Source organism: Mucilaginibacter gossypii, assembly GCF_900100945.1.
GTDB lineage: Bacteria > Bacteroidota > Bacteroidia > Sphingobacteriales > Sphingobacteriaceae > Mucilaginibacter > Mucilaginibacter gossypii.
This window is the reverse complement of sequence record NZ_FNCG01000020.1, coordinates 37,335-59,462: the sequence shown is the minus strand read 5'-3', so window position 1 is coordinate 59,462 and position 22,128 is coordinate 37,335. Positions and strand designations below refer to the sequence as shown.

The window sequence follows — 22,128 nt, the reverse complement described above, 5'->3', positions numbered from 1 at the left end:
AATTATAAAAAGTCCTTTAAAATCAATTATTTTTAATTTTTAATAGTACTTCTCATAAAAACATAAAAATCGCTTATATCGCCTAAAAACTATGTTAAACACAAAAACGGCTATTTTTTACAAAAATTCAATACTGATTTTTATTGTTTTATTCATTTTTGGATGCGCAGCCCAACAACCACCGCAAGGAGGGCCACGCGACCAAACCCCGCCAAAATTGGTGAAGGCAATTCCCGGAAATAAAACCCGGAATTTTGTCGCCAAACAAATCGACCTGGAATTTGACGAATTCATCAAACTTACTAACGCTTACCAGGAGATCAGCATGAGCCCGGCCATGGAGAAGCCCCCCGAGTATTCATCAAACAAAAGAAAACTAAAAATTGAGTTTAAAGACAGCCTTCAAAAAAATACTACCTACGTTATCAACTTTGGAAAGTCAATACAAGATGTGAATGAAAGTAACATCCTGAAAAATTTCACTTATGTTTTTTCTACCGGCAGCCATATCGATTCATTAAGCATCAGCGGTACGGTAACCAATACGCTCACCCAGGAAAAAGAGAAAGATGTACTGGTATTTATTTTCCCGGTGAAGCAGGACACTCTCTTCGGAAAAAAGAAGCCGTCTATTTTTGCCCTCACCGATTCATCAGGAAATTTCGCTTTGAATAATTTAAGGGAAGATGACTATCGCATCTATGCCCTAAAAGAAGCAAGTCCGGATAAAATTTTTAACCGCGACGAAGAGTTGATCGCTTTCCTGAAAAAACCCATTCATCTTCGGGCGGATACTTCTAATGTCCAGTTAAACTTATTCAAACAGGATCCTGAAAAATTCAGGGTATCCGAAAAACGTTTTGATACTGATGGTAAGCTATTATTGGTATTTAACAAGGGGCTAACACAGCCGGCCATTAAAGTGATTTACCCTGCCAATGTGGATGATAGAAAACAGGTATCGTTTTCACGTACAAAAGATACAGCATCTGTTTATCTGCGTAATATGAACTTCGACTCCCTGCGTGTAGCCATATTTGACAAGGGCAAGCCTATAGATACCATCTATCAGCTTAAACGTAAAAATGAAAGCTTTACACGTGTTGTAACAACAAGCTATAACATGGGTAATGACAGTAAATTAAAACCCGGCGGCAATTTGATGATCACGGCAAGCATCCCTATCGAAAACTTCGACCAATCGCAAATTACCTTAAACGAAGATTCTGTAGCTACAAGCGATTACACCATCCAAAAAGATACGGGCAATTACAAATTGCTTAATTTAAAATACAGATGGCGGGAAAGCAGTAAATATGAGTTGGTATTGAATGAAGGCGCATTGACGGATATTTATGGCGATAAAAACAAACGCCTGTCCAAAAAATTCCAGATCAATAAACTGGATAATTACAGCCAGCTCACAGTAAAACTAACTGTACCCGACACGGCCAAAGCATATGTAGTTGAGTTGTTAAGCGAAGACAAAAAGTTAATTCAAAGCGACCCTATAACCAAAAACACTTCATTGGTATATAAAGGAATTCTGGCCGCTAAATACTATGTGAGGATTATTTACGACGAAAATAAAAACGGTAAATGGGATAGCGGGAACGTGAGGTTGAAGCGACAACCCGAAAATATCTGGCTAAATGAAAAGCTCATCACCCTGAGGCCAAACTGGGAAGCGGAGGAGCCGGTGACTATTCCAAAAGAAAGGGTTACTCCTTAAACCAGCCCGAATACATGATATAATTTTGAGGCAACTGCTTCAACATAGCCCTTTGCTCATCAGTAAGGGGCTTTATTTTTTTTGCAGGGATGCCGGCATATAAATAGCCTGATTCGCATATCGTATTTTCCAATACAACAGCACCTGCAGCAATGATCACAAACTCATTTACAACCACGTGATCCATCACAATTGCACCCATGCCAACCAATGTATGATCATGTAAAGTACAGCCGTGTACAAGCGCATTATGTCCTATAGAAACACTGCTACCAATGTTAGTTGGCGCTCTTAAATAGGTAGCGTGGATCACTGCACCATCCTGGATATTGGTGTTATTACCAATTTTTATATAATGTACATCCCCACGGATAACGGCATTAAACCACACCGAACAATTATCACCCATAACCACATCCCCTACTATAGTACAGTTTTCGGCAATAAAACAATCCTTACCCCAAACCGGGTTTTTATCTTTTACAGGCAGAATTACAGGCATATCTTTAATTAGTGAATTATTGATTTAGTGGATTATTGATTTGAATAATTTTATTTATGTTTGAATACAAAATAAGCGAAAATAGCTCAGTCGGTAGAGCGTCAGTTTCCCAAACTGAAGGCCGCGGGTTCGAATCCCGTTTTTCGCTCTTCAAAAATGCTTTCTTTTATGTCATTGCGAGAAGGAACGACGAAGCAATCTCGTAGCTATGCTTGTTGAATATGCATTTACTACGAGATTGCCACGCTACGCTCGCAATGACATATTTTATACTAAAACACCGTATCTTGCACCTGCTCAGCATGCTCTGGATAATCAGTAGTATAATGTAATCCCCTGCTTTCCTTACGCAACATAGCCGATTTTACGACAATAAACGATACCTGGATCAGGTTACGCAGCTCGCAAAGTTTAACCGATAGCTTGGTTTTCTTATAGAAATCTTCAGTTTCCTCGTATAATAATTTCAACCTGCGTAAGGCCCTGTCCAGCCTGAAATCCGAACGAACGATACCTACGTAGTCATTCATCAGCTTCTGCATTTCGCGTACGTTGTGGGTAACCAGGATATCTTCGTTTGACAGCTGCACCCCCTTCTCATCCCAATCCGGGATATTATCGGGGATTACATTATTTTCGAAATTCTTAATTGCGTCTTCGTAGATCCTGTGTGCAAAAACCAACGCCTCCAATAAAGAATTTGAAGCCAAACGATTAGCGCCATGCAGGCCTGTTGACGAACATTCTCCGCAGGCATACAACCTTAATATAGACGATTGCCCAACATGATCAACCATTATACCGCCGCACATATAATGACAAGCCGGCGCAACGGGAATCATATCCTTGGTCATATCGATACCAATCTCCAGGCATTTTGCATAAATATTAGGAAAATGGTTCAGGATATCTTTTTTACTGCGGTGCCTTACATCTAAATAAACAAAGTCTTCGCCCGATTTTTTGATCTCGGCATCAATAGCCCTTGCCGTTATATCACGGGGTGCCAAAGATTTACGCTCGTCATACTCTTGCATAAACTCTTCACCGTTAGTGCGCTTTAACACGCCGCCAAAACCGCGTACAGCCTCAGATATCAGAAAAGAGGGATATTCGCCGGGATTATACAAAGCTGTTGGATGGAATTGCATGAACTCCATATTACGTACTTTACCTTTAGCACGATAAACCATAGCAATACCATCACCAGTAGCGATTGTTGGATTTGTGGTAACCGCGTAAATATGTCCGGCACCACCAGCAGCCATTACCGTAACTTTAGATAAGATCTTCTCTACAATCTTAGTTTCGGTATTAAACGCATAAATCCCGAAACAGGTGATATCAGTACTTGATTTACCTACCAACTCGCCCAAATGGTGCTGCGTTATTAAATCAACAGCAAAATAATGCGTAAGTATCTCAATATTAGGATTTTTATGAATTTCCTCTAAAAGCGAACGCTCTATCTCCCAGCCGGTTACATCTTTGTAATGTAACACACGAAACTCGGAGTGTCCCCCCTCTTTAGCCAGGTCATAAACACCCTCATTGGTCTTGTCGAAATTGGTTCCGTAATCAATAATCTCATTGATCCGCTCGGGACCCTCCTTAACAACGGCTTCAACAACTTCGCGGTCGCAAAGCCCGTCGCCACTTATTAAGGTGTCCTGGATGTGTTTTTCAAAAGAATCTTCTTTTTTATCCACAACCACCGCAACGCCCCCCTGGGCATATTTGGTGTTGGATTCGTCTTCGTTAGATTTTGTAACTATCAGTACCTTACCATGCTTCGCGGCTTTGAGCGCAAAACTTAATCCGGCTATCCCTGAACCCACTACAAGGAAATCAACATTTCGGGTCATATTTTAGATGAATGTGTGTAAAAGTAGTACTAATGTTAATAACAGCTGTATAACCTGTTAAGTTTATGTAAACAAAAAGTGAAAAATAGTTTACAGTGTGTATAACTCCCTTTCTCAGGTCGAATATCAATATTTTTTGAGCGACTTTTACGACACTTTAGTCATAAAGCTAACATTTTGTCAACCCTGAAAATATTAACATAAAACTTTTTCAAATAAAAATTGATTGTCATACCTATCTAAAAATCAGCATGCTTTTTGGTGGATAAATGTTTATAAGTGTTAATAAATTGTGAAAACTAACTTTTAAAACAAAAATTACTCCGACTTTTGCACATTACCAACACCCTAATAAACAATAGTTCTTTTTAATTTAAAAATTAGTTGTTATTAATTGAATTGTGGAAATGAATACCTTCGAAGAAATAAATCTGAAAGGATACGTGGATGAAGAAATTGATCCGACGCTTGATCTTTTCGCGGAAATTGAAAAATTAAAAAAGCAAAAAAATGCGGTGATCCTGGCGCACTATTACCAGGATGGCGATATCCAGGATATTGCCGATTACATTGGCGATAGTTTGGGATTATCTCAACAAGCCGCCAAAACGGATGCCGATATCATTGTTTTTGCAGGCGTACATTTCATGGCCGAAACTGCCAAGATACTGTCGCCAACCAAGAAGGTTTTACTGCCGGATATGAAGGCAGGTTGTTCATTAGCAGATAGTTGTCCGCCACACTTGTTTAAAAAGTTTAAGGAAAACTATCCCGATCACCTGGTGATCACTTATGTAAACTGTACGGCCGAATTGAAAGCTTTAACTGACATTGTTTGTACATCAAGCAACGCTGTGCAGATTGTAGAGAGCTTACCGAAGGATCAGAAGATCATTTTCGGACCTGATAAAAACCTTGGCGCGTATGTAGCCAAAAAAACCGGTCGAGACCTGGTATTGTGGAATGGGGCCTGTATGGTTCATGAGATATTTTCGAGAGAAAAGATCACCAAACTGAAAGAACGCCATCCGGGTGCAAAGTTGTTAGCACATCCTGAATGTGAGGATGTTATATTGGAAATGGCCGATTATGTTGGTTCAACAACCGGAATTTTAAAATATGCCGGTAGCCACCAGGACAAGGAATTTATAGTAGCAACAGAATCGGGCATTTTACACCAGATGCAAAAGGAAAACCCGGATAAAATATTTATTCCGGCACCGCCAAATAACAACTGCGCATGCAACGATTGCCCGCACATGAAGCGTAACACACTGGAAAAGTTATACCTGTGTTTGAAAAATGAAACACCTGAGGTAACTGTACCACAGCATATAATTGAAAAAGCAGTAAAACCGATTGAGCGCATGCTTGAGATTTCGGCGCAGCTGGGATTATAGTTCTTTGAGACTACACCGATTACGGGTTGATTTCACCGATTTTTTGATCGGTTGGATGGCCTTGATCAGGAAGTTATAAACTGGGGAATTGTGGAAAACCGGGAGGAATTAAATTGAAGGTATTTTTGGTGTAAAAGTGCCTTCTTGCTTGTAAAAAGGCTGAAAATCGTAAAAAAATTTTCCGCCAAAGGCGGATATAAGGTATAAAGGTAGCGGCCCGAAAACTTGGGTTATCCACATTGTTGTTAAAAAGTATAAAAGCCGAAGGGAGGCTGGAGTCAATATATTTGTCGTCCGTTTTTCGATGGTCAACTGATTTGGTTGGTATGTGAGAAAAAAGTGTAAAAAAAATTTCCCGCCTTCGGCGGAAGGTGTAAAGCGGGTTGCGGCCTAAGATGTATAAAAATGTAAATTTAAAAGTCTCCCTTTTAGGGAAGATTTAGAGGGGCTAATATGTTTGAAAATCAGGATAGAACCAATTTAGAGGAGCTTGGCGAATTTGGCCTTATCGGTCACCTTACAAAAAATATTAAGCTTACTAACGAAAGCTCAAAAAAAGGAGTCGGCGACGATGCAGCTGTACTTGATTTCGCTGGTAAAAAAGTGCTGGTGAGTACGGATATGCTGTTGGAAGGGATCCATTTTGATTTGGCGTACACGCCGCTTAAGCATTTGGGTTACAAAGCGATACAGGTAAACCTGAGTGACATTTATGCGATGAATGGAATAGCGTCGCAGGTTACTGTGTCTATCGGCATGTCGAGCAAATTTCCGCTCGAAGCCATTGAGGAGCTTTACCAGGGGATTTATATCGCCTGTGAAAAATATAATGTGGATTTGATCGGCGGAGATACAACATCGTCAAAGCAGGGACTGGTGATCAGCGTAACCTCTATCGGATATGCTGATGAAGCTGACATTGTGTACCGTAACGGTGCCGAAGAAGGCGACCTAATTTGTGTATCCGGAGATTTGGGAGGTGCTTATACCGGCCTGCAACTGCTGGAGCGGGAAAAGCTGATCTACCTGGAAAATCCTAATATTCAGCCGGATCTGGAAGGAAAAGATTACATCGTGGAACGTCAGTTAAAACCCGAAGCCCGCCGGGATGTGGTGGAATTGCTGAAAAGCATCGAAGTAAAACCAACCGCGATGATCGACGTATCTGATGGTTTGGCTTCAGAGTTATTACATATCTGTAAGCAAAGCAACAAGGGGTGTAACCTGTACGAAGAGAAGATCCCGCTCGACCCGATGACGTTTGAAACAGCCCGTGAGTTCAACCTCGATCCTACTATTTGCGCGCTCAGCGGTGGGGAAGATTATGAATTATTGTTTACCGTGAAGCAGGCCGATTATGATAAGATCAAATTTAAAATGGATATCAGCATCATCGGCTACATCACCGAACCATCGGCCGGCTGTAACCTGATCACTAAAAGCGGTACCGTACATGAATTGAAGGCCCAGGGCTGGAACGCGTTTAAAAAATCCGAATAATGCTGCAGGATATTTTCGATAAATTTTACCTCAACAATCATCCCGATGGGAGACCGCCCGGGGCTTTTGTGAAGGGAATTTTATTGCTTTACCTGGGCTTGCTGATCCAAACGTTGAATAATTACCTGGACGGTTTCAATTTTTCGGCCATCCTGTTTGTATTCGTCGCTGTCGGCTTTTTGATCTTTGTTACCGGCGAAGGAAAGAAATGGGCCCGGATCATCCTTTCGGTTTTGATATTGCTGAATGTTTTTTTCCTGGGATCGTCATTGCTGTATAGTTTCGGAATTTTACATGATAGTTCGGCTTCCAAAAAAGCTATAGAAATGCCGGTTTATCTCATCATTTTAACCCTCGCCGAGATCATTGTTGAACTATGGGGTTGGGCGCTGATGTTTACCAAACAGGCAGATTGGTGGTTTAACAGGAAAAACACTAATAGATAAAAACTTTATTTTTAAATCAAACCTAAATCTTTTAAAATGAAAAAATACATAATCTCATGTGTTTTATTATTCACTATAGCTAAAAGCTTTGCTCAAAACTCAGCCATTTTTAAGATAAAATATAAGTCGCTTCATAAATATCATGTGAAAATGGTAACTGATCTTAAAATGGAGATGGACGCCGTAGGTGATGAAGCAAGTATAGCCGAAATAAAGAAAAATACGAAATTGCCAGCGACCATAACCGGGCATAATGGTCATGATTTAGATTTAGTTACAGGAAAACTAAATAGCGATAATTCTTTTCCTTTTACGATGACATTTTGGGGAATGCCGTCGGTAATGAATTTTAATGGGAAGCAGATTGAAACCCCGGATCCTTTGAAAGACCGAATTTTTTATGGAACGGGGTCGCCGGAGGGCAAAATACATATCGATTCGGTATCCGGAAAAAATACAGACGAAAAGATAAAATCAGCTGTTACTGCTATTATCAATAACATCAGTAACAAACTACAATTTCCGGATAAGCCAATGAAAATTGGCGAGACTTTTACGCAGGAAATACCCATGGCAATGCCCGTACCCGGCTTTACCAATATGCAAATGAATATAAAGCTTGTTTATAAACTCATATCTGTTAATAATGATATAGCAAATTTCGATATAGATCAATCGATGGCTATGGATTTGAAGACTACTACAAACGGAGCAGAGGTAACTATTAGTGGTAACGGTAAAGGAAGCGGCAAACTTGTTTATAGTATCAAACAAAATTACATGAGTAGCATGGTTAGCAATATAAATTTTAATCTGTCCATGATAATGGAGGGGATAACTTTTAAAGCAAATGCATCCGCCAACGCATCATATCTGGCAGTTGTTAACGAGCTTTAATTACTCATCCCCAATATATTTCTGATCTATCTGCTTATCTGCTTTTGCTCCCAACTTTTTGATCTTTTCGGCGGTAGTAGTCAGGTTGCCCCTACCCTCCGATAATTTACTGATGGCGTTATTATAAGCCGATTGTGTTTGGTTAATGTTTTTGCCAATGCTGTCCATATCACTTAAAAAACCAACAAACTTATCATACATATCGCCGCTTAAACGGGCTATTTCCAATACATTGCGGTTTTGGCGTTCCTGTTTCCACATACTGGCAATGGTACGCAGGGTAGCTAGCAATGTCGACGGACTAACAATTACCACTTTCCTGTCCCAGGCATAATTAAAGAGCTCGCCATCCAGTTGCACCGCTATACTGAAGGAGGATTCTATCGGCACAAAAAGCAGCACAAAATCGGGCGAATTGATCTTATATAAATCGTGATACTTTTTGGCTGAGAGTCCGGCAACATGCCCGCGGATAGATTCCACATGGGCTTTGGCAAATAGTTTTCGATCTTCCTCGGTATCGGCGTTAACCAACTTTTCGTACGCAATTAGAGATACTTTGGAGTCGATAATCAGGTGCTTTTCATCGGGTAGGTCGATGATCACATCTGGTTGATATCTTGTGCCGTCGGTGGACTGGATGGCGGCTTGGATGCGGTATTCCTGGTCTCTGACGAGGCCTGAGCGTTCCAGTACCCGCTCCAAAATTACCTCGCCCCAGTTACCTTGTTTTTTGTTATCGCCTTTAAGTGCTTTGGTAAGATTTTGGGCCTCATCGCTAATCTGTTTGTTGAGGTCCATCAGCTGCGTGATCACCCCTTTCAGGGTGTTCCGTTCAGCGGCTTCCATGTTGTAAACTTTCTCAACTTTATCCTCAAATGCTTTCAGGTTTTCCTTTAACGGGTTAAGGATGACATCCAAATTACTCCGGTTGATATCAGTAAATTCCTTCGATTTTTCTTTAAGCAGTTTTTCGGCCACATTTTCAAATTCGCGCTGAAATTGGGTGCGGATCTGCTCTATTTCGGCCTTTTGCTCCTGCAGTTTCTCCTGCTGCGATTTATAGTAGGCCCGGGCACTTTCTAAGGATTGATTGGCCTGTGCCAACTGGGTGCGCTCGTATAAAAGCTCGTCAATAAGACGATTCTTTTCCTCCTTTAAAAAGTTGGTAATGCTTTCTTTTTCAGCAACTAAACCGTTTGATTTTTCCTCGGCTTTGGCTAATAAAATTTTAAGCTGATCATGCTCATATCGGAGTTTGCTCAACTCTTCGGCCGAGATCAGCTCAACTGCTTTTGGTTTTTTCAGGAATAGAAAAACTGCAATCAGCAGGATGATCAGGGATACAAATACTAATATAATACCAGTCATTTATTGATAAAAATATTAGTAAAGTAAAACATAAAATTTTATAAATACTAATAAAGTTAATCAAGAAAGGCAAGTGAATTAAGGAATGGGATTATTTTCTGTTTTAAAATTCAGGATATAGTTTTGTACAGCATAGCCATCGCTTGCCCGCATCATACCGCCGGTAATATTTATCTGGTATTCGGTATTAGGCTTCAGACTCACTTTCATAATAATGCTTTTGTTATCATTAGCAAAGGTAAATTTTGCCGACTTAGGATAATGATCTATACCCCTGGCTCCCGGGCCAAAAAAGTACTTTATGCCATCCAATTTTTTATCAAAATCAAATATAATTTCAGTTGTGTTGGCCCTTATCGTAGTATCGCCGTTTTTGAAAGGCCTTACTGCTATTACCCGGGCACAATGTTGCTGATAGTCGTCATCGTAAAAACTGATATTTGGCGCCAATTTATTGTAAAAGACGACAATAGCAGGCATAAAGCTTTCAAGTGTAGGATAAGTTTTTCTGTTTGATTGATATTTACCAAGTAAATTAACCAATGGCCGCATCCAAACAAAACCTCTGGCCAACTGCTGCTTAAGCTCTTGTTCGGCCACCAATGTATCGGTATTATGGGTTTTCAGGTAACTGATTACTGATGCCCTTACTAAAGCTTCGTTCATCATTGTTTTCCACTCGCCATAAGCTTGTTTTCGCATTTTTGTGCGCTCCTTTTCGTAAATAAGCGCACCCGCATCTCTCAATTGGCTTTCATAATTATCGGTAAGATAATTGATAAAAGAGTGGTTAAACTCGTGGATCAATGTAGGCAGATAAGATGCCGCGTCATAAGTAGGTAAGCCTTGCTCATCAAAAGTACCAGAACCAATAATTGCATATACTTTTTTGGTATGATCGTTTAAATAAACATGTGGCCCGTAGTTTCCTCCGCCATTTCCAAATCCTATGATGATATTGAAATTTTCGGCCGGCGCTTTACCATAAAATTTATAATACCAGGATACATCCAGCTTTTTAAACAGGGCATTAAAGCGACTTTCGGCTATAGCATAATCAGCTAAATGGGCATGGAAAAACCCATCGAAGTCGGCGTCTTTATAAAATTGCTTTAATAGGGCAGTGAATTTTACAGCGCTTTCCAGGGTCCACCTTTTGTCTGGTAAAGAGACTGAAAAAGGTACTAATGGTTCTAATGCCGGTGGTTCATTCAAATGAACGGCCATTGACATAACAGCATCGTAGCTAACGCCGCTGCTGTCCCTCAGTTCCCGGGCGTATTTAATGAGCGGATGGTCAATAAATTTATCAAGATGCTTATGAATATCCGCAACGTATTTAACATTGTCAGGTGTATTGTATTCTTCGTTACCCGCTAAACGGAAAACAATGCTCAGCAATTCTACACGTTTATCAATTCGGGGCGTTGCTATAGTATTATTAGTTTGGGCTGATAACACTAAGGGAAAAAAGATGATAAGAAAAGATAGGTTTAGGTATTTCATTTAATAAAAAAGTTAAAGGCAACAAAAAAGCAAACTCCTGAAGGTAGACTGATCAGCTAATTCTTAGTTTAATCATGAACAAAAGAAATAGTGATCAGCCGGTATTAATGCACCGGATGCACAGCCGAATCGGTATCAGCACCAAGCGTAGTGGTGTCTGCTGAATTAGTTGTAGTGTCGGTGTTTCGGGCTGTTGAAGTTTTTGTTGAATCGGCAGGGCCGCCGCTACTTTGGGTCACGCTGGTATCGTTTTGGCGGTTATTTTTATCGGCGCTATGACAGGATGCAAAAGCTATTGAAGCAGCTAAAAATGTAAGGATGGTTAATTTTTTCATGGGTGATGTTTAAGGCTTAACGGGTAGTTATACGTTTCTGTTTTATTATTAAGATTTTGTTCGCTGGTATAAATTAAGGATATTCACAAATAAAAAACAATGATGAAGCAATTGATTTATGGGATATTAATAAGCTTGTTGTTTGTGTCCTGCTCAAAAAAGAGCACAGATCAACCACCGCAGCCCCACACTATAAAAGTTACGGTAAGCGCTGCAGATGCCTTTAATGTTTCATTATCTGAATATAAAACAACGGATAGCAGCCCTAAAATAGTTGATGCGAAAGCTGTTGCAAAAGGATCATCATACAACTATACTGCTACATTGAATCAAAACGACCAGGTAACCCTGGTTGTTGCATCAGACGTTAGCAATACCGTAACTTACAGAATTTACGACAATGATAAAATAGTTGTACAGGATACCGACAGAGAAGTGTTGACGCATGGCTCGGTTACCGTTACCTATAATATCCCTTAGTATAAATTATTGGGCTTTCTCTATCCTTAACCCTACATCGCTGATTTCATGAAGGGGGTTATCACGCATGTTTTGTTCTATCTGAAAACGGTAAATGCCTTTTGTGGGGAAATGATAATCTTTGCGCAAAAGCACCTGGTAGCTGTAAAGGTTACCTGACCCCTTGCCCAGCCATTCGCCATCGGGATTGGCCAGCTTTACTTCAAAACGCGTAGTATGCGTTTTTTTATCGGGCGAGATTTGATTAACCAATACAAAAATGTTGGAGTACTTATAGTTGCCCGTAACCCGTAAATTAAGGTATTGGTTATAGGCAACTTTTTCATCATCAATTTTAACATCAAAGTTTACGCGGTTAACGTACGACCAGTTATGATCGGCAATCTCGGTGTTGGTATCAATGATCCTGTTCGGATCCGTACAGGAACCGGCAAACATGGTTACTAATAATAATGCTGCCGGGTAAATGATATTTAAAGCCCGTTTCATTCAGGTTTTGCCTGTTGATTATTGTCGTTATTATTATTACGGTTTGGGCGGTTTGGCCTGCGGCGCCTGTTGTTATTCCCGCTCCCTTCACCCTGTGGTTTTCCTTCGCCTTGTGGCCTCGGTTCCCCCTGTGGTCTCGGTTCTCTCAGAGGTTTGGCTTCGCCTTGAGGCCGGCCCTCTCCCTGGGGTCTGTTTTGCTGCGGAGGCCTGTTACCCTGGGGTCTGTTATTGTTTTGCGGCTGGCGGTTTCCTTCAGGACGCGGCTGCTGTGCCGGTTTTTCCTGCGGATTACCCGATCCCTGCTGAGGCTGCTGCTGGGCCGGTTTGCCCTCGGCTTGCGCCTGGCCTCCGGGTTTCTGGTTTTTATTGCGGTTTTTGTTCTTCTTTTTATTGTTGTTGCGCCGTTCGTCGAGGCGGGTAAGACTATCCTGGCCAACCACGTTTTCGTAATCGAGCGCTTTTGCCGCTGGTGTTTCAACTTCAACAATTTCACCAAGGTCTTCGGGGATCACACCATCTTTATTCTGCTGCTGAATCTCTTTAACCTTTTTTATGGGTAGTGGCACCCATGATTCTTCTCCCGGGTAGCTAAACCACATTATTTTTTTAAAGATGTCGGTTTTTTGCAGGCGGGCATCCCCTTTTTGGGTTTTAAGGGTGTTTACATTATCAGGGATGTATTTTAAGGCATCCATGTAAGTATCCAGCTCGTAGTTAAGGCAGCATTTCAGCTTGCCGCACTGGCCGGCCAGTTTCAGCGTATTTAATGAAAGGTTTTGATAGCGGGCTGCCGAAGTAGATACGGTTTTAAAATCGGTAAGCCATGTTGAGCAGCAAAGCTCGCGGCCGCATGAACCTATGCCGCCTAAACGGCTTGCTTCCTGCCTCATGCCAATCTGCCTCATCTCGATACGGATGCGGAAAGTTTCGGCCATTTTCTTGATCAGTTCCCTGAAATCAACGCGGCCTTCGGCCGTATAATAAAATGTAGCCTTGGTTTTATCGCCCTGGTAATCCACATCGCTCAGCTTCATGCTCAGGTTAAGGTCAAGCGCCAGCTTGCGCGATTTGTGCATGGTTTCCCATTCCATATCCTTGGCAGCTTTCCATTTGTCAACATCGGCAACGGTAGCTTTACGGTAGATCTTTTTTACAACATCGGCTTCCTTTACATGGCGTTTTACCATTTGCATGCGCACCAGTTCGCCGGTAAGCGAAACATGGCCAATATCATAGCCACCAGTGGTTGCTTCAACAGCCACCAGTTCGCCGGCTTCGAGGTAAATATTATCGTTGTTTAAATAAAACTCCTTGCGCGAGCCTTTAAACTTAACTTCAATAACCTGAAAAGGCTTATAGTTAGTCGGCATGTCCATATGCGACAGCCAATCGTAAACATCTAATTTGCTGCAACCATTAGTAAGGCAACTGCCGTTACTTTTGCAGCCCGCAGGCGAACATCCGCCACCTGTTGAGCAACTTCCACATCCCATAATTAACTTGGCATATATTGATTCCCCGCAGGGACATTTTTATTTATTAGTATTTTAATAATTTGTAAAGATACATCTAAAAATAAGATTTTGGGATTAGCGTTGCGCTCCACATGATAATGTGCTTTTTCCAGCTCATCAATAATCATTTGCGATTTGCCTATACTCAATACACCGCTCATTTTTTGAGCCGTATCCAGTTCCTTTGCCGGTAAATGTACCAGGCTACCCGCCCCGGCAATGAGTAAACAGCACTCGCGGATAAAGCTGGTACCGTAACGCAAAAAGTTTTTTTGGTTTTCGCGCCCCATTTTGGCAAACTGCTCCACAAAAGCCATCACCTCAATACCTTTATTGCCAAAGCAATAGCGTAGCCATTGCACAAACAGCTCGTGGTAGCTTTTGTTGTCCTGCTGCAGCATGGCCAAAGCTTCGGTCATGTTGCCATTGCTCAAATAAGCTATTTCGGCAGCGGCTTCTTCGGTTTGGTGATGCGCACTTATTAAATGTTCTTTAATTTCATCGTACTCCAAAGCGGGTATTTTAACCAGCTGCGTACGGGATAATATGGTGTTCAGGATTTGATCCTGGTTTTGGGCTACTAATAAAAACAGTGTATTAGGCTGCGGTTCTTCAATAATTTTAAGCAAAGCATTCCCCTCTTTATCGAGGTATTCGGGCAACCAGAGGATCAGGATCTTATATTCCGATTCAAAAGGCTTAAAGCTTAGTTTTTTAATGATCTGGTGACATTCGGCAATATTGATATTGGCCTGTTTATTTTCGGCATCCAGGTATCCGCGCCATATGTCCAGGCTTAAATATGGGTTAGCCGTTAAAGCGCCGCGCCATTGCTCAATAAAAGTAAGCGCTGTATCATCTTTATGTTTTGCAAAGAAAGGGTAAGAAAAATGCAGGTCTGGATGCATCAGTTTCTGGTATTTCCGGCAGGAAGAGCATGCCCCGCATGAGTCGCCGGGCTGCTTGTCTTCGCAGGATAGGTACTGGGCATAGGCAACAGCAAGCGCCAGGCTGCCCGATCCTTCGGGGCCTAAAAATAATTGCGCATGGCTTACCCGGTTCTCGCTCACCGTGTTAAGCAATCGTTGCTTTGTTGCTTCCTGTCCTACTATTTCTTTAAACTGCATTTGGTGCAAAATAGTAATTTGATTTTGGATTTCGGAATTGGGATTTCGGATTTACACAGGAAACGAGGTTGCTTTATTTATGAAAGGATCTTTTGTAGGCTTGGTTTCATCTTAGTTGCGTTATCTTTACCGAATGGAATCTCAGGTCTCACATCTAATATCTCACATCTAAATGAGAATAATGGCTTTTGATTATGGAACCAAGCGCATCGGCATTGCGGTTACTGATCCTCTGCAGATCATCGCTACCGGGCTTGATAATATCCACCCCAATAATATCATCGAGTTTTTAAAAAAATACCTGCAAACAGAACAAGTGGAGCGCTTTATCGTAGGCGAACCAAAGCAGATGGATAATACCCCTTCGCAATCGGCCATTCATGTAAAAGGCTTTGTGAACCTGTTAAAGAAAACATTCCCCGAAACCCCGATTGAAATGGTTGACGAGCGTTTTACCTCAAAAATGGCATCAGCAACTATCGCTCAGAGTGGGATGAATAAAAAGAACCGGCAGAATAAGGAGTTGGTGGATACGATATCGGCGGTGATATTGTTGCAGAGTTGGATGGACCGTAGATTATTTTGATGGCGTTGATTTCGCTGATTTGTCTACCTCTTAGTTAATGATTTTTTTTGATTGCTCGTGACTTTTTATGATTTGTTTTGCTGTCGTGCAAGTTTATATTCGTTGGTAATGCGTTTAAACTCTAAGCTTTTGGATCCGAAATTAATAAGAAGTCCGGTTTCGAGTTTATAAGCTTCGAGATAGTTTAATACTTGAGCGAGATGAATATCTTCAAGTTTGGATACAGCTTTGAGTTCTACCATAACTTTTTCATCTACTAAAAAATCAACTCGCCTTCTGCCTACCTCTATTTCATCATAAAAGATAACCATTTCAAGCTCCCGGGAAAACAGCAACCCTTGTTTGTGCAGTTCGATCTCCAAACTTCGTTGGTAAATAGCTTCCTGAAAACCGTTGCCTAAGATTGAATGAACTTTCATTGCACAACCAATAATTTTACCGGTAAGCTCAGAGTGTTTATAGGTATTATTAATTAGATCTTTCATTTGATAAGGTTATGCTATAAAACTATTAAAATCAGAGAAAAATCAGGCAAAAAAATTATTCTTCAAGTGAAAGGCAAATCAGCGAAATCAACATAATCAATAAGAATCAACGGTTCTGGTAGTAATAAATCATTCTAAAAATCAATAACTTACAAAATAAATCAACGAAATCAGCGTAATCATTCCCATCAACGGTGTATCTTTGCCCCCATGGATATTCTCCCTAATGCCTTACTGGCTTACTTAGATGACCATTGCGACCCGGAGCCGGAGGTGCTTAAAAAGCTCAACCGCGAAACGCATATCAAGGTGTTAAAACCTAACATGCTATCGGGGCATTACCAGGGCAGGCTGCTTAGTTTTTTAAGCAAAATGGTGCAGCCTAAGCGCATCCTGGAGATAGGTACCTATACAGGCTACTCGGCTATTTGCCTGGCCGAAGGTTTGGCCGACGACGGCATCCTCCACACCATTGAGGTTAATCGCGAAATGGAGGAGATCATCACTTCACATCTTAAACTAACAAATGTTGAAAACAAAATAAAGCTGCATTTTGGGCAGGCAGAGGCCGTTATTGCTGATTTACAGGAGGATGTTTTTGATTTGGTGTTTATAGATGCCGATAAAAAGAATAATTATACTTACTTTCAATTAGTTTTTGACAAAGTCAGATCCGGAGGATTAATAATAATTGATAACGTTTTGTGGAAAGGAAAGGTGTACGGCACCGAAAAAGATGCCGATACTGAAGGAATCCGCAAACTAAATGACCAGATAGCTGTTGATAGCAGGATAGAAAAATTGATCCTGCCGGTACGCGATGGGCTGCTGGTTATCAGAAAAAAATAAATTATGAAGAAAATCTTACTGATTACAACACTGTTGATTTCAACATTAGCTGCTTCAGCACAGAAAAATACCTCACAATCTTACATTGAAAAGTTCAAAGATGATGCCATTAAGATCATGCACGAAACCGGGATCCCGGCAAGCATCGTTTTAGGTGTAGCCATGCATGAATCGGGCTGCGGCAACAGCACCATAGCACAAAACCTTAATAATCAGTTTGGAGTAAAAGGTTACAATACCGTAGTTTATACCAAACACAACAAAAAAGTTCGCACCTCTTATAAAAGATACGATTCGGTTTTTGACTCGTTCCAGGACTTTGCACGTATCATGACCGAGCGCAAGCAGTTTAGCCACCTGGCCGACGCGCTTACCCATTATGATTATAAAGGATGGGCAAAAGGTATTCAGCGTGCCGGTTATGCCGGTAGCCGCAGATGGGCATCGCAGGTTTTAGGTATCATTAACAGGTATAACCTCAATGACCTGGATGAAAATCCGGCAAACCAAACGCAATTGGCCGACGCAACAACTAAACAGCAATAATTACGTTTATAAAATCTTAATTTGGCCCTGGTTATATGCCACATAATAAGATTTAAGCCTCATGCGAAAAACCATATACCTGTTCATTGCTGTAGTTTGCCTCAGTTCATGCTCTGCCCGCAAAAAAACCACTACAGTATCAAACCGAGATGCCAAACGCAATAACAGCAATATCCAAAAAGCCAACAAGGACGCTATTGCCAATTACCGGTCATACAACTCGTTAGAATATATTGACCGCTTCAAGGCCATCGCCATCCAGGAAATGAACCAGTATGGTATCCCGGCCAGTATTACCCTGGCGCAGGGCTTGTTTGAATCGGGCGCGGGCAATAGTGACCTGGCCAAATATGCCAACAACCACTTCGGCATAAAATGCACCAGCGACTGGACCGGCAAAAGCTATTATAAGGATGACGATAACGTGAATGATTGCTTCCGCGTTTATGATAACCCGGAAGATTCCTTCCGTGACCACTCGGCGTTTTTAAAACGTAAAAATTACGCTAAACTTTTTGAACTGGATAAGAACGATTACGAAGGCTGGGCTTATGGATTGAAAAAGGCGGGTTATGCTACTAATCCTAAGTATCCGCAGTTGCTTATCAATATTATTGTAAAATATAACCTCGATCAGTACGACCGCCCCGAAGGCGAGATTGCTAAAATTAAACGGGAAGACCGTGTGTTATCTCAGATCAACGATAGCATTGGCAAACCTGTTCAGGATACCCTTTCCAAAACCCCGCCCGACGATAAGATCTACACCGTAAAACAGGGCGATACACTATACAACATATCCAAGCGTTTTGGAATAACTGTTGATGACCTGAAAGCATTAAACAGTATGAGCGACAATGGCATTAAAATTGGCCAGAAGCTTGTTGTCGTAAAATAGAGAATCAAGACAACAAGAGTCAAGAGAATTTGAGATTAGTTATCACCGAATATTTATCTTGATTCTTGACTCCTGGTATCTTGGCTCTTTCCTCTAAAGGTTAATTGTTGTTAAATTGTATGATCACCCGCTGTGCAACACGTATTTTTGCATCCTCAATGAAACTGTGGACGCTTTTAATATGTTTGGCCCTGACCGCAACTAAAGTTTTTGCCCAGCAAAAAACCGTGGATGGGGTTGTGTTTGATAAAGACAGCAAAGACCGCATTGCCAAAGTTAATGTACAGAACATCACCACCGGCAAATCAATTTACAATACTTTTAAAGGTGAATTCAAGATAGAAGCCCAACCCGGCGATGTGCTTGTTTTTACAAAATCAGATCATCATCCCGATACATTGAAAGTGCAAGGCGGCGAATCACTGGCGGTTTATATGAAGCGCACAGCCATACAGCTTAAAGAAGTTATCGTGCGTGATACCCTGCTTAACCCGCAAAAACGGCTGGCTGCAACCAAAAACGATTATACCAAAATCTTCGGCCCGCTTAATAATAAGGACCTGCTGAGCTTTGGGCCGGGCGGTGCTGGCTTAAGTATCGACGCGCTTTACAATTCATTAAGCCGCAGCGGCCGCAATGCTGCCCGCCTGCGCGAAACTATTGAAAAAGACTATCAGCAAAGTGTTATTGACTATCGTTTTAACCGAACTTATGTTGGCGCCATAACCAATTTAAAAGATCAGCAGCTCACCGACTTCATGTTACGGTACCGTCCCGGCTATTATTTGGTGAAAACGGCAAGCGACTATGAATTTATAGCCTCCATTAAAACCAACCTCAATCGTTTTTTAAAGTATAAGAAACGGCCGTATTCCCTTACTCCGCTTGTTACGCCCGATGACAGCAAGAAGGATCTTGGCCGTGAATAAGACAGATAAACCTTAATACAAGGTTCATTTTAATATCCGAAAATTCCGATATTTTTGCCCAAAAGTCGTTTGCCAGACTAAACCCTGAAGCAACATTTTTGTTTATTGTGGGTAAAAAAGGAGATTTTTGCTTTAATTTGTTTACTATGTTAAAAACAAAACCGGGATTACTAATACTCGCATTATCAGTCACGTGCGTTTTATCAGCAAAAGCACAAACAGATACCCTGAAAAAAGATAGTGTTAAAATAGACACTGCCGTACTTAATAAATACCGGATAAATTCCCGCAAAAACGCCATCCCCACCCGGGTTCGCCCCATACAGATCCAGCGCGAAATGGTACCTGTTACCATGCTCGATTATAAAGTAAACTACTGGAAAAAGGTAATCACATTCGGGCTGAACTTTAGCCAGTCGGCATTTAGCAGCAATTATGCGGCGGGTGGCGTAAGCGCGGTGGCATTAGGTTCAAATTTTATTTATCATACCGAATATAACAAAGCGCCTTTCAGTTACGTATCCGAGCTTAACCTTACTTACGGCGTATCAAAAAATAAGGGACAGGGCAAACGTAAAACGCAGGACCGTATTTATTTTGATAACAAAGTAGCGTCTCAATTATCAAAAAGCTGGTACTTCTTCGGTTCGTTAACCTTTGAGTCGCAATTTGATAAAGGTTTCAATTATGTTGATATGGGGAATGGAAAATTTGATCAGCAATATATTTCAAACTTTATGTCGCCAGGTTATCTTACCGAATCGGTCGGTTTTGAGTATAAGCCAAAAAGTTGGTTCGATTTGCGTTTGGGTACCGGTACTGCAAGACAAACTTTTGTACTTGATCAGGCCATCCACAAATATCAAAAAGATAACTACGGTGTGGATACGTTAAAAACCGTGAAAAACGATCTTGCGTTCCAGGTTGTTGCGTTGCTGGATAAAGATATAGCCAAAAACATTCACTTAAATACCCGTTACGCGTTGTTTATCCCTTATGCCCAATCGCCAAAATTTATTACCCACCGTGTTGATTTAACGCTAACAGCTAAAGTGAACAGGTTAATTAGTGCAACGGTAAACGGAACGCTGTTGTATGATAAACATACATCCGATAGCGCGCAGGGTTATGAAGGTATTGGGTTGGGGATGTTGTACCGGTTTCCGTAGTACAGTCTTGAACAAATAATACAATTGAACCGGCCTTATTAAAAACAGGGCCGGCTTTATTTTGGAATAAACAATGGGATGAGACAAGTTAATATAGTTCAAAATCATACCTTTGCATTCTTATAAAAAAGATTAAAGTTTTTTAATATAATGTTTGAAAATCTTTCGGATAAACTCGATAGGGCGTTCAAGGTCCTGAAGGGTCAGGGAACTATTACTGAAATAAACGTGGCCGAAACCATGAAGGAGATTCGCAAGGCCCTTCTTGATGCCGACGTTAATTATAAAACCGCCAAAGCATTTACCGATGATGTGAGGCAAAAGGCGCTTGGTAATAATGTATTAACATCTATTTCGCCAGGCCAGCTGCTTACCAAGCTCATGAACGATGAGCTTACCGCGTTGATGGGCGGTACCACAGCCGATCTGAATTTTCCAGCTACTCCTACCATCATCCTTATTGCCGGCTTGAATGGTGCTGGTAAAACAACCTTCACAGGTAAGCTTGCCAATTACTTAAAAACACAACGCAATAAAAAACCATTACTGGTTGCTGATGATATTTACCGTCCGGCGGCTATTGATCAGCTGGAGGTTTTAGGCCAGCAAATAGGTATCCCGGTGTATGCCAATCGCGACTCGAAAGACCCGGTTGCTATTGCCCGCGAAGGTATAGCCCAGGCTAAGCAGAACGGGAATAACGTGGTGATTATTGACACCGCCGGCCGTTTGGCTATTGACGAGGCCATGATGGTGGAGATTGAGCAGGTAAAAGATGCCGTAAAACCACACGAGATCCTGTTTGTGGTTGACTCCATGACCGGTCAGGATGCTGTGAATACTGCTAAAGTGTTCAATGACCGCCTTGATTTTACTGGTGTGGTATTAACCAAGCTGGATGGTGACACCCGCGGTGGTGCGGCCCTTTCTATCAAATCGGTTGTTAATAAGCCTATCAAGTTTATTGGTACCGGCGAAAAGATGGAAGCGCTTGACGTTTTCCACCCCGATCGTATGGCATCAAGGATCCTGGGCATGGGCGACGTGGTGTCGTTGGTTGAACGCGCCCAGCAGCAGTTTGACGAGAAAGAGGCAGCCGAGCTACAGAAGAAGATCCGCAAAAACAAGTTCGACTTTAACGACTTTTACGGCCAGATCCAGCAGATCAAGAAAATGGGTAACATGAAAGATCTGATGGGCATGATACCGGGCGTGGGCAAAATGATGAAGGATGTTGAGGTTGATGATAATGCGTTTAAAGCGATAGAGGCCATTATTCAATCTATGACCCCGTTTGAAAAAGCTAACCCTGAAACCATTAATCAAAGCCGCCGTAACCGCATAGCCAAAGGTTCGGGCACCGATTTACAGGAAGTTAACCGCCTAATGAAGCAGTTTGATGATATGAAGAAAGTGATGAAGCAAATGAGCAATCCCGCTGCTATGGCCAACATGATGCGCAGGATGCCTAAAATGTAAGGTAGGTATAACTTATAAAAAGA

The 22,128-nt window shown here is 41.5% G+C and carries 22 protein-coding genes and 1 tRNA gene; 14 read left to right on the top strand and 9 right to left on the bottom strand.

Annotation, left to right across the window (positions count from 1 at the left end):
- Positions 1 to 91: 91 nt before the first annotated feature.
- Positions 92 to 1,732, top strand: a complete 1,641-nt coding sequence (locus BLS28_RS26390) for an Ig-like domain-containing domain (RefSeq protein WP_091174828.1) — start codon at positions 92 to 94, stop codon at positions 1,730 to 1,732.
- Here the strand turns inward: BLS28_RS26390 and BLS28_RS26385 are convergent.
- A complete protein-coding gene (locus BLS28_RS26385; protein WP_091174826.1) occupies positions 1,722 to 2,234 on the bottom strand; it encodes a gamma carbonic anhydrase family protein in 513 nt (170 codons plus the stop codon). The genes BLS28_RS26390 and BLS28_RS26385 overlap by 11 nt on opposite strands.
- A gap of 75 nt (positions 2,235 to 2,309) precedes the next feature.
- Between BLS28_RS26385 and BLS28_RS26380 the strand changes: the two genes are divergently transcribed.
- Positions 2,310 to 2,382: transfer RNA gene (locus BLS28_RS26380), tRNA-Gly, on the top strand.
- Between the two features lie 124 nt (positions 2,383 to 2,506).
- On the opposite strand, the gene nadB is transcribed toward BLS28_RS26380, so the two are convergent.
- A complete protein-coding gene (gene nadB / locus BLS28_RS26375) occupies positions 2,507 to 4,099 on the bottom strand; it encodes an L-aspartate oxidase (protein ID WP_091174824.1) in 1,593 nt (530 codons plus the stop codon).
- A 407-nt stretch (positions 4,100 to 4,506) separates the two neighbouring features.
- Here nadB and nadA point away from each other — a divergent pair, with 407 nt between their 5' ends.
- The 4 genes from nadA (at position 4,507) to BLS28_RS26355 (ending at position 8,342) form a co-directional block, all read left to right on the top strand.
- Positions 4,507 to 5,499: a quinolinate synthase NadA gene (nadA, locus tag BLS28_RS26370; protein WP_090532733.1), complete on the top strand. Its 993-nt coding sequence runs from the start codon at positions 4,507 to 4,509 to the stop codon at positions 5,497 to 5,499.
- Between the two features lie 453 nt (positions 5,500 to 5,952).
- On the top strand, positions 5,953 to 6,999 hold the full coding sequence (gene thiL / locus BLS28_RS26365; protein WP_091174822.1) for a thiamine-phosphate kinase: 1,047 nt from the start codon (positions 5,953 to 5,955) through the stop codon (positions 6,997 to 6,999).
- Positions 6,999 to 7,445: a hypothetical protein gene (locus tag BLS28_RS26360; protein ID WP_091174820.1), complete on the top strand. Its 447-nt coding sequence runs from the start codon at positions 6,999 to 7,001 to the stop codon at positions 7,443 to 7,445. Before thiL ends, BLS28_RS26360 begins: the two co-directional genes overlap by 1 nt.
- Before the next feature lie 36 nt (positions 7,446 to 7,481).
- A complete protein-coding gene (locus BLS28_RS26355; protein ID WP_091174818.1) occupies positions 7,482 to 8,342 on the top strand; it encodes a DUF6263 family protein in 861 nt (286 codons plus the stop codon).
- Here the strand turns inward: BLS28_RS26355 and BLS28_RS26350 are convergent, their stop codons facing one another.
- The 3 genes from BLS28_RS26350 to BLS28_RS26340 form a co-directional block, all read right to left on the bottom strand.
- Positions 8,343 to 9,713: a DNA recombination protein RmuC gene (locus BLS28_RS26350; RefSeq protein ID WP_091174816.1), complete on the bottom strand. Its 1,371-nt coding sequence runs from the start codon at positions 9,711 to 9,713 to the stop codon at positions 8,343 to 8,345. It abuts the gene before it with no gap.
- Positions 9,714 to 9,791: 78 nt separating this feature from the next.
- On the bottom strand, positions 9,792 to 11,219 hold the full coding sequence (locus BLS28_RS26345) for a DUF4932 domain-containing protein (protein WP_091174814.1): 1,428 nt from the start codon (positions 11,217 to 11,219) through the stop codon (positions 9,792 to 9,794).
- A 104-nt stretch (positions 11,220 to 11,323) separates the two neighbouring features.
- Positions 11,324 to 11,554 (bottom strand): hypothetical protein, encoded by a 231-nt coding sequence (locus BLS28_RS26340; RefSeq protein ID WP_091174812.1) that lies wholly within the window; start codon positions 11,552 to 11,554, stop codon positions 11,324 to 11,326.
- A gap of 99 nt (positions 11,555 to 11,653) precedes the next feature.
- On the opposite strand from BLS28_RS26340, the gene BLS28_RS26335 reads away from it, so the two are divergent.
- Entirely contained in the window at positions 11,654 to 12,034 is a 381-nt protein-coding gene (locus BLS28_RS26335) for a hypothetical protein (RefSeq protein ID WP_129571772.1), read from the top strand.
- Positions 12,035 to 12,040: 6 nt separating this feature from the next.
- On the opposite strand, the gene BLS28_RS26330 is transcribed toward BLS28_RS26335, so the two are convergent.
- The 3 genes from BLS28_RS26330 to BLS28_RS26320 are packed head-to-tail and all read right to left on the bottom strand — an operon-like array spanning position 12,041 to position 15,164.
- Positions 12,041 to 12,523 carry a gliding motility lipoprotein GldH gene (locus tag BLS28_RS26330; RefSeq protein ID WP_091174808.1) on the bottom strand — a complete coding sequence of 161 codons (483 nt, stop codon included), beginning with the start codon at positions 12,521 to 12,523 and terminating at the stop codon, positions 12,041 to 12,043.
- Complete coding sequence (gene ricT, locus BLS28_RS26325; protein ID WP_091174806.1) at positions 12,520 to 14,016, bottom strand: regulatory iron-sulfur-containing complex subunit RicT; 1,497 nt, start codon at positions 14,014 to 14,016, stop codon at positions 12,520 to 12,522. Before ricT ends, BLS28_RS26330 begins: the two co-directional genes overlap by 4 nt.
- Before the next feature lie 2 nt (positions 14,017 to 14,018).
- Complete coding sequence (locus BLS28_RS26320; protein WP_091174803.1) at positions 14,019 to 15,164, bottom strand: DNA polymerase III subunit; 1,146 nt, start codon at positions 15,162 to 15,164, stop codon at positions 14,019 to 14,021.
- Between the two features lie 172 nt (positions 15,165 to 15,336).
- On the opposite strand from BLS28_RS26320, the gene ruvX reads away from it, so the two are divergent.
- Entirely contained in the window at positions 15,337 to 15,750 is a 414-nt protein-coding gene (ruvX, locus tag BLS28_RS26315) for a Holliday junction resolvase RuvX (RefSeq protein ID WP_091174800.1), read from the top strand.
- A gap of 65 nt (positions 15,751 to 15,815) precedes the next feature.
- Here the strand turns inward: ruvX and BLS28_RS26310 are convergent, their stop codons facing one another.
- A complete protein-coding gene (locus tag BLS28_RS26310; protein WP_091174798.1) occupies positions 15,816 to 16,235 on the bottom strand; it encodes a GxxExxY protein in 420 nt (139 codons plus the stop codon).
- A 210-nt stretch (positions 16,236 to 16,445) separates the two neighbouring features.
- Between BLS28_RS26310 and BLS28_RS26305 the strand changes: the two genes are divergently transcribed.
- From BLS28_RS26305 to ffh, 6 genes are all read left to right on the top strand, one after another.
- The gene (locus tag BLS28_RS26305; RefSeq protein ID WP_091174796.1) at positions 16,446 to 17,084 is read left to right on the top strand and encodes an O-methyltransferase; all 639 of its coding nucleotides are present in this window, start codon (positions 16,446 to 16,448) and stop codon (positions 17,082 to 17,084) included.
- A 3-nt stretch (positions 17,085 to 17,087) separates the two neighbouring features.
- Positions 17,088 to 17,630, top strand: a complete 543-nt coding sequence (locus BLS28_RS26300) for a glycoside hydrolase family 73 protein (protein WP_091174792.1) — start codon at positions 17,088 to 17,090, stop codon at positions 17,628 to 17,630.
- Positions 17,631 to 17,691: 61 nt separating this feature from the next.
- Entirely contained in the window at positions 17,692 to 18,528 is an 837-nt protein-coding gene (locus BLS28_RS26295) for a glucosaminidase domain-containing protein (protein ID WP_091174790.1), read from the top strand.
- A 119-nt stretch (positions 18,529 to 18,647) separates the two neighbouring features.
- Entirely contained in the window at positions 18,648 to 19,457 is an 810-nt protein-coding gene (locus BLS28_RS26290; protein ID WP_143020882.1) for a peptidase associated/transthyretin-like domain-containing protein, read from the top strand.
- 146 nt (positions 19,458 to 19,603) lie between these two features.
- A complete protein-coding gene (locus tag BLS28_RS26285; protein ID WP_091174944.1) occupies positions 19,604 to 20,626 on the top strand; it encodes a DUF3078 domain-containing protein in 1,023 nt (340 codons plus the stop codon).
- Between the two features lie 150 nt (positions 20,627 to 20,776).
- Entirely contained in the window at positions 20,777 to 22,105 is a 1,329-nt protein-coding gene (gene ffh / locus BLS28_RS26280; protein ID WP_090532696.1) for a signal recognition particle protein, read from the top strand.
- The last annotated feature ends 23 nt before the right edge of the window (positions 22,106 to 22,128 follow it).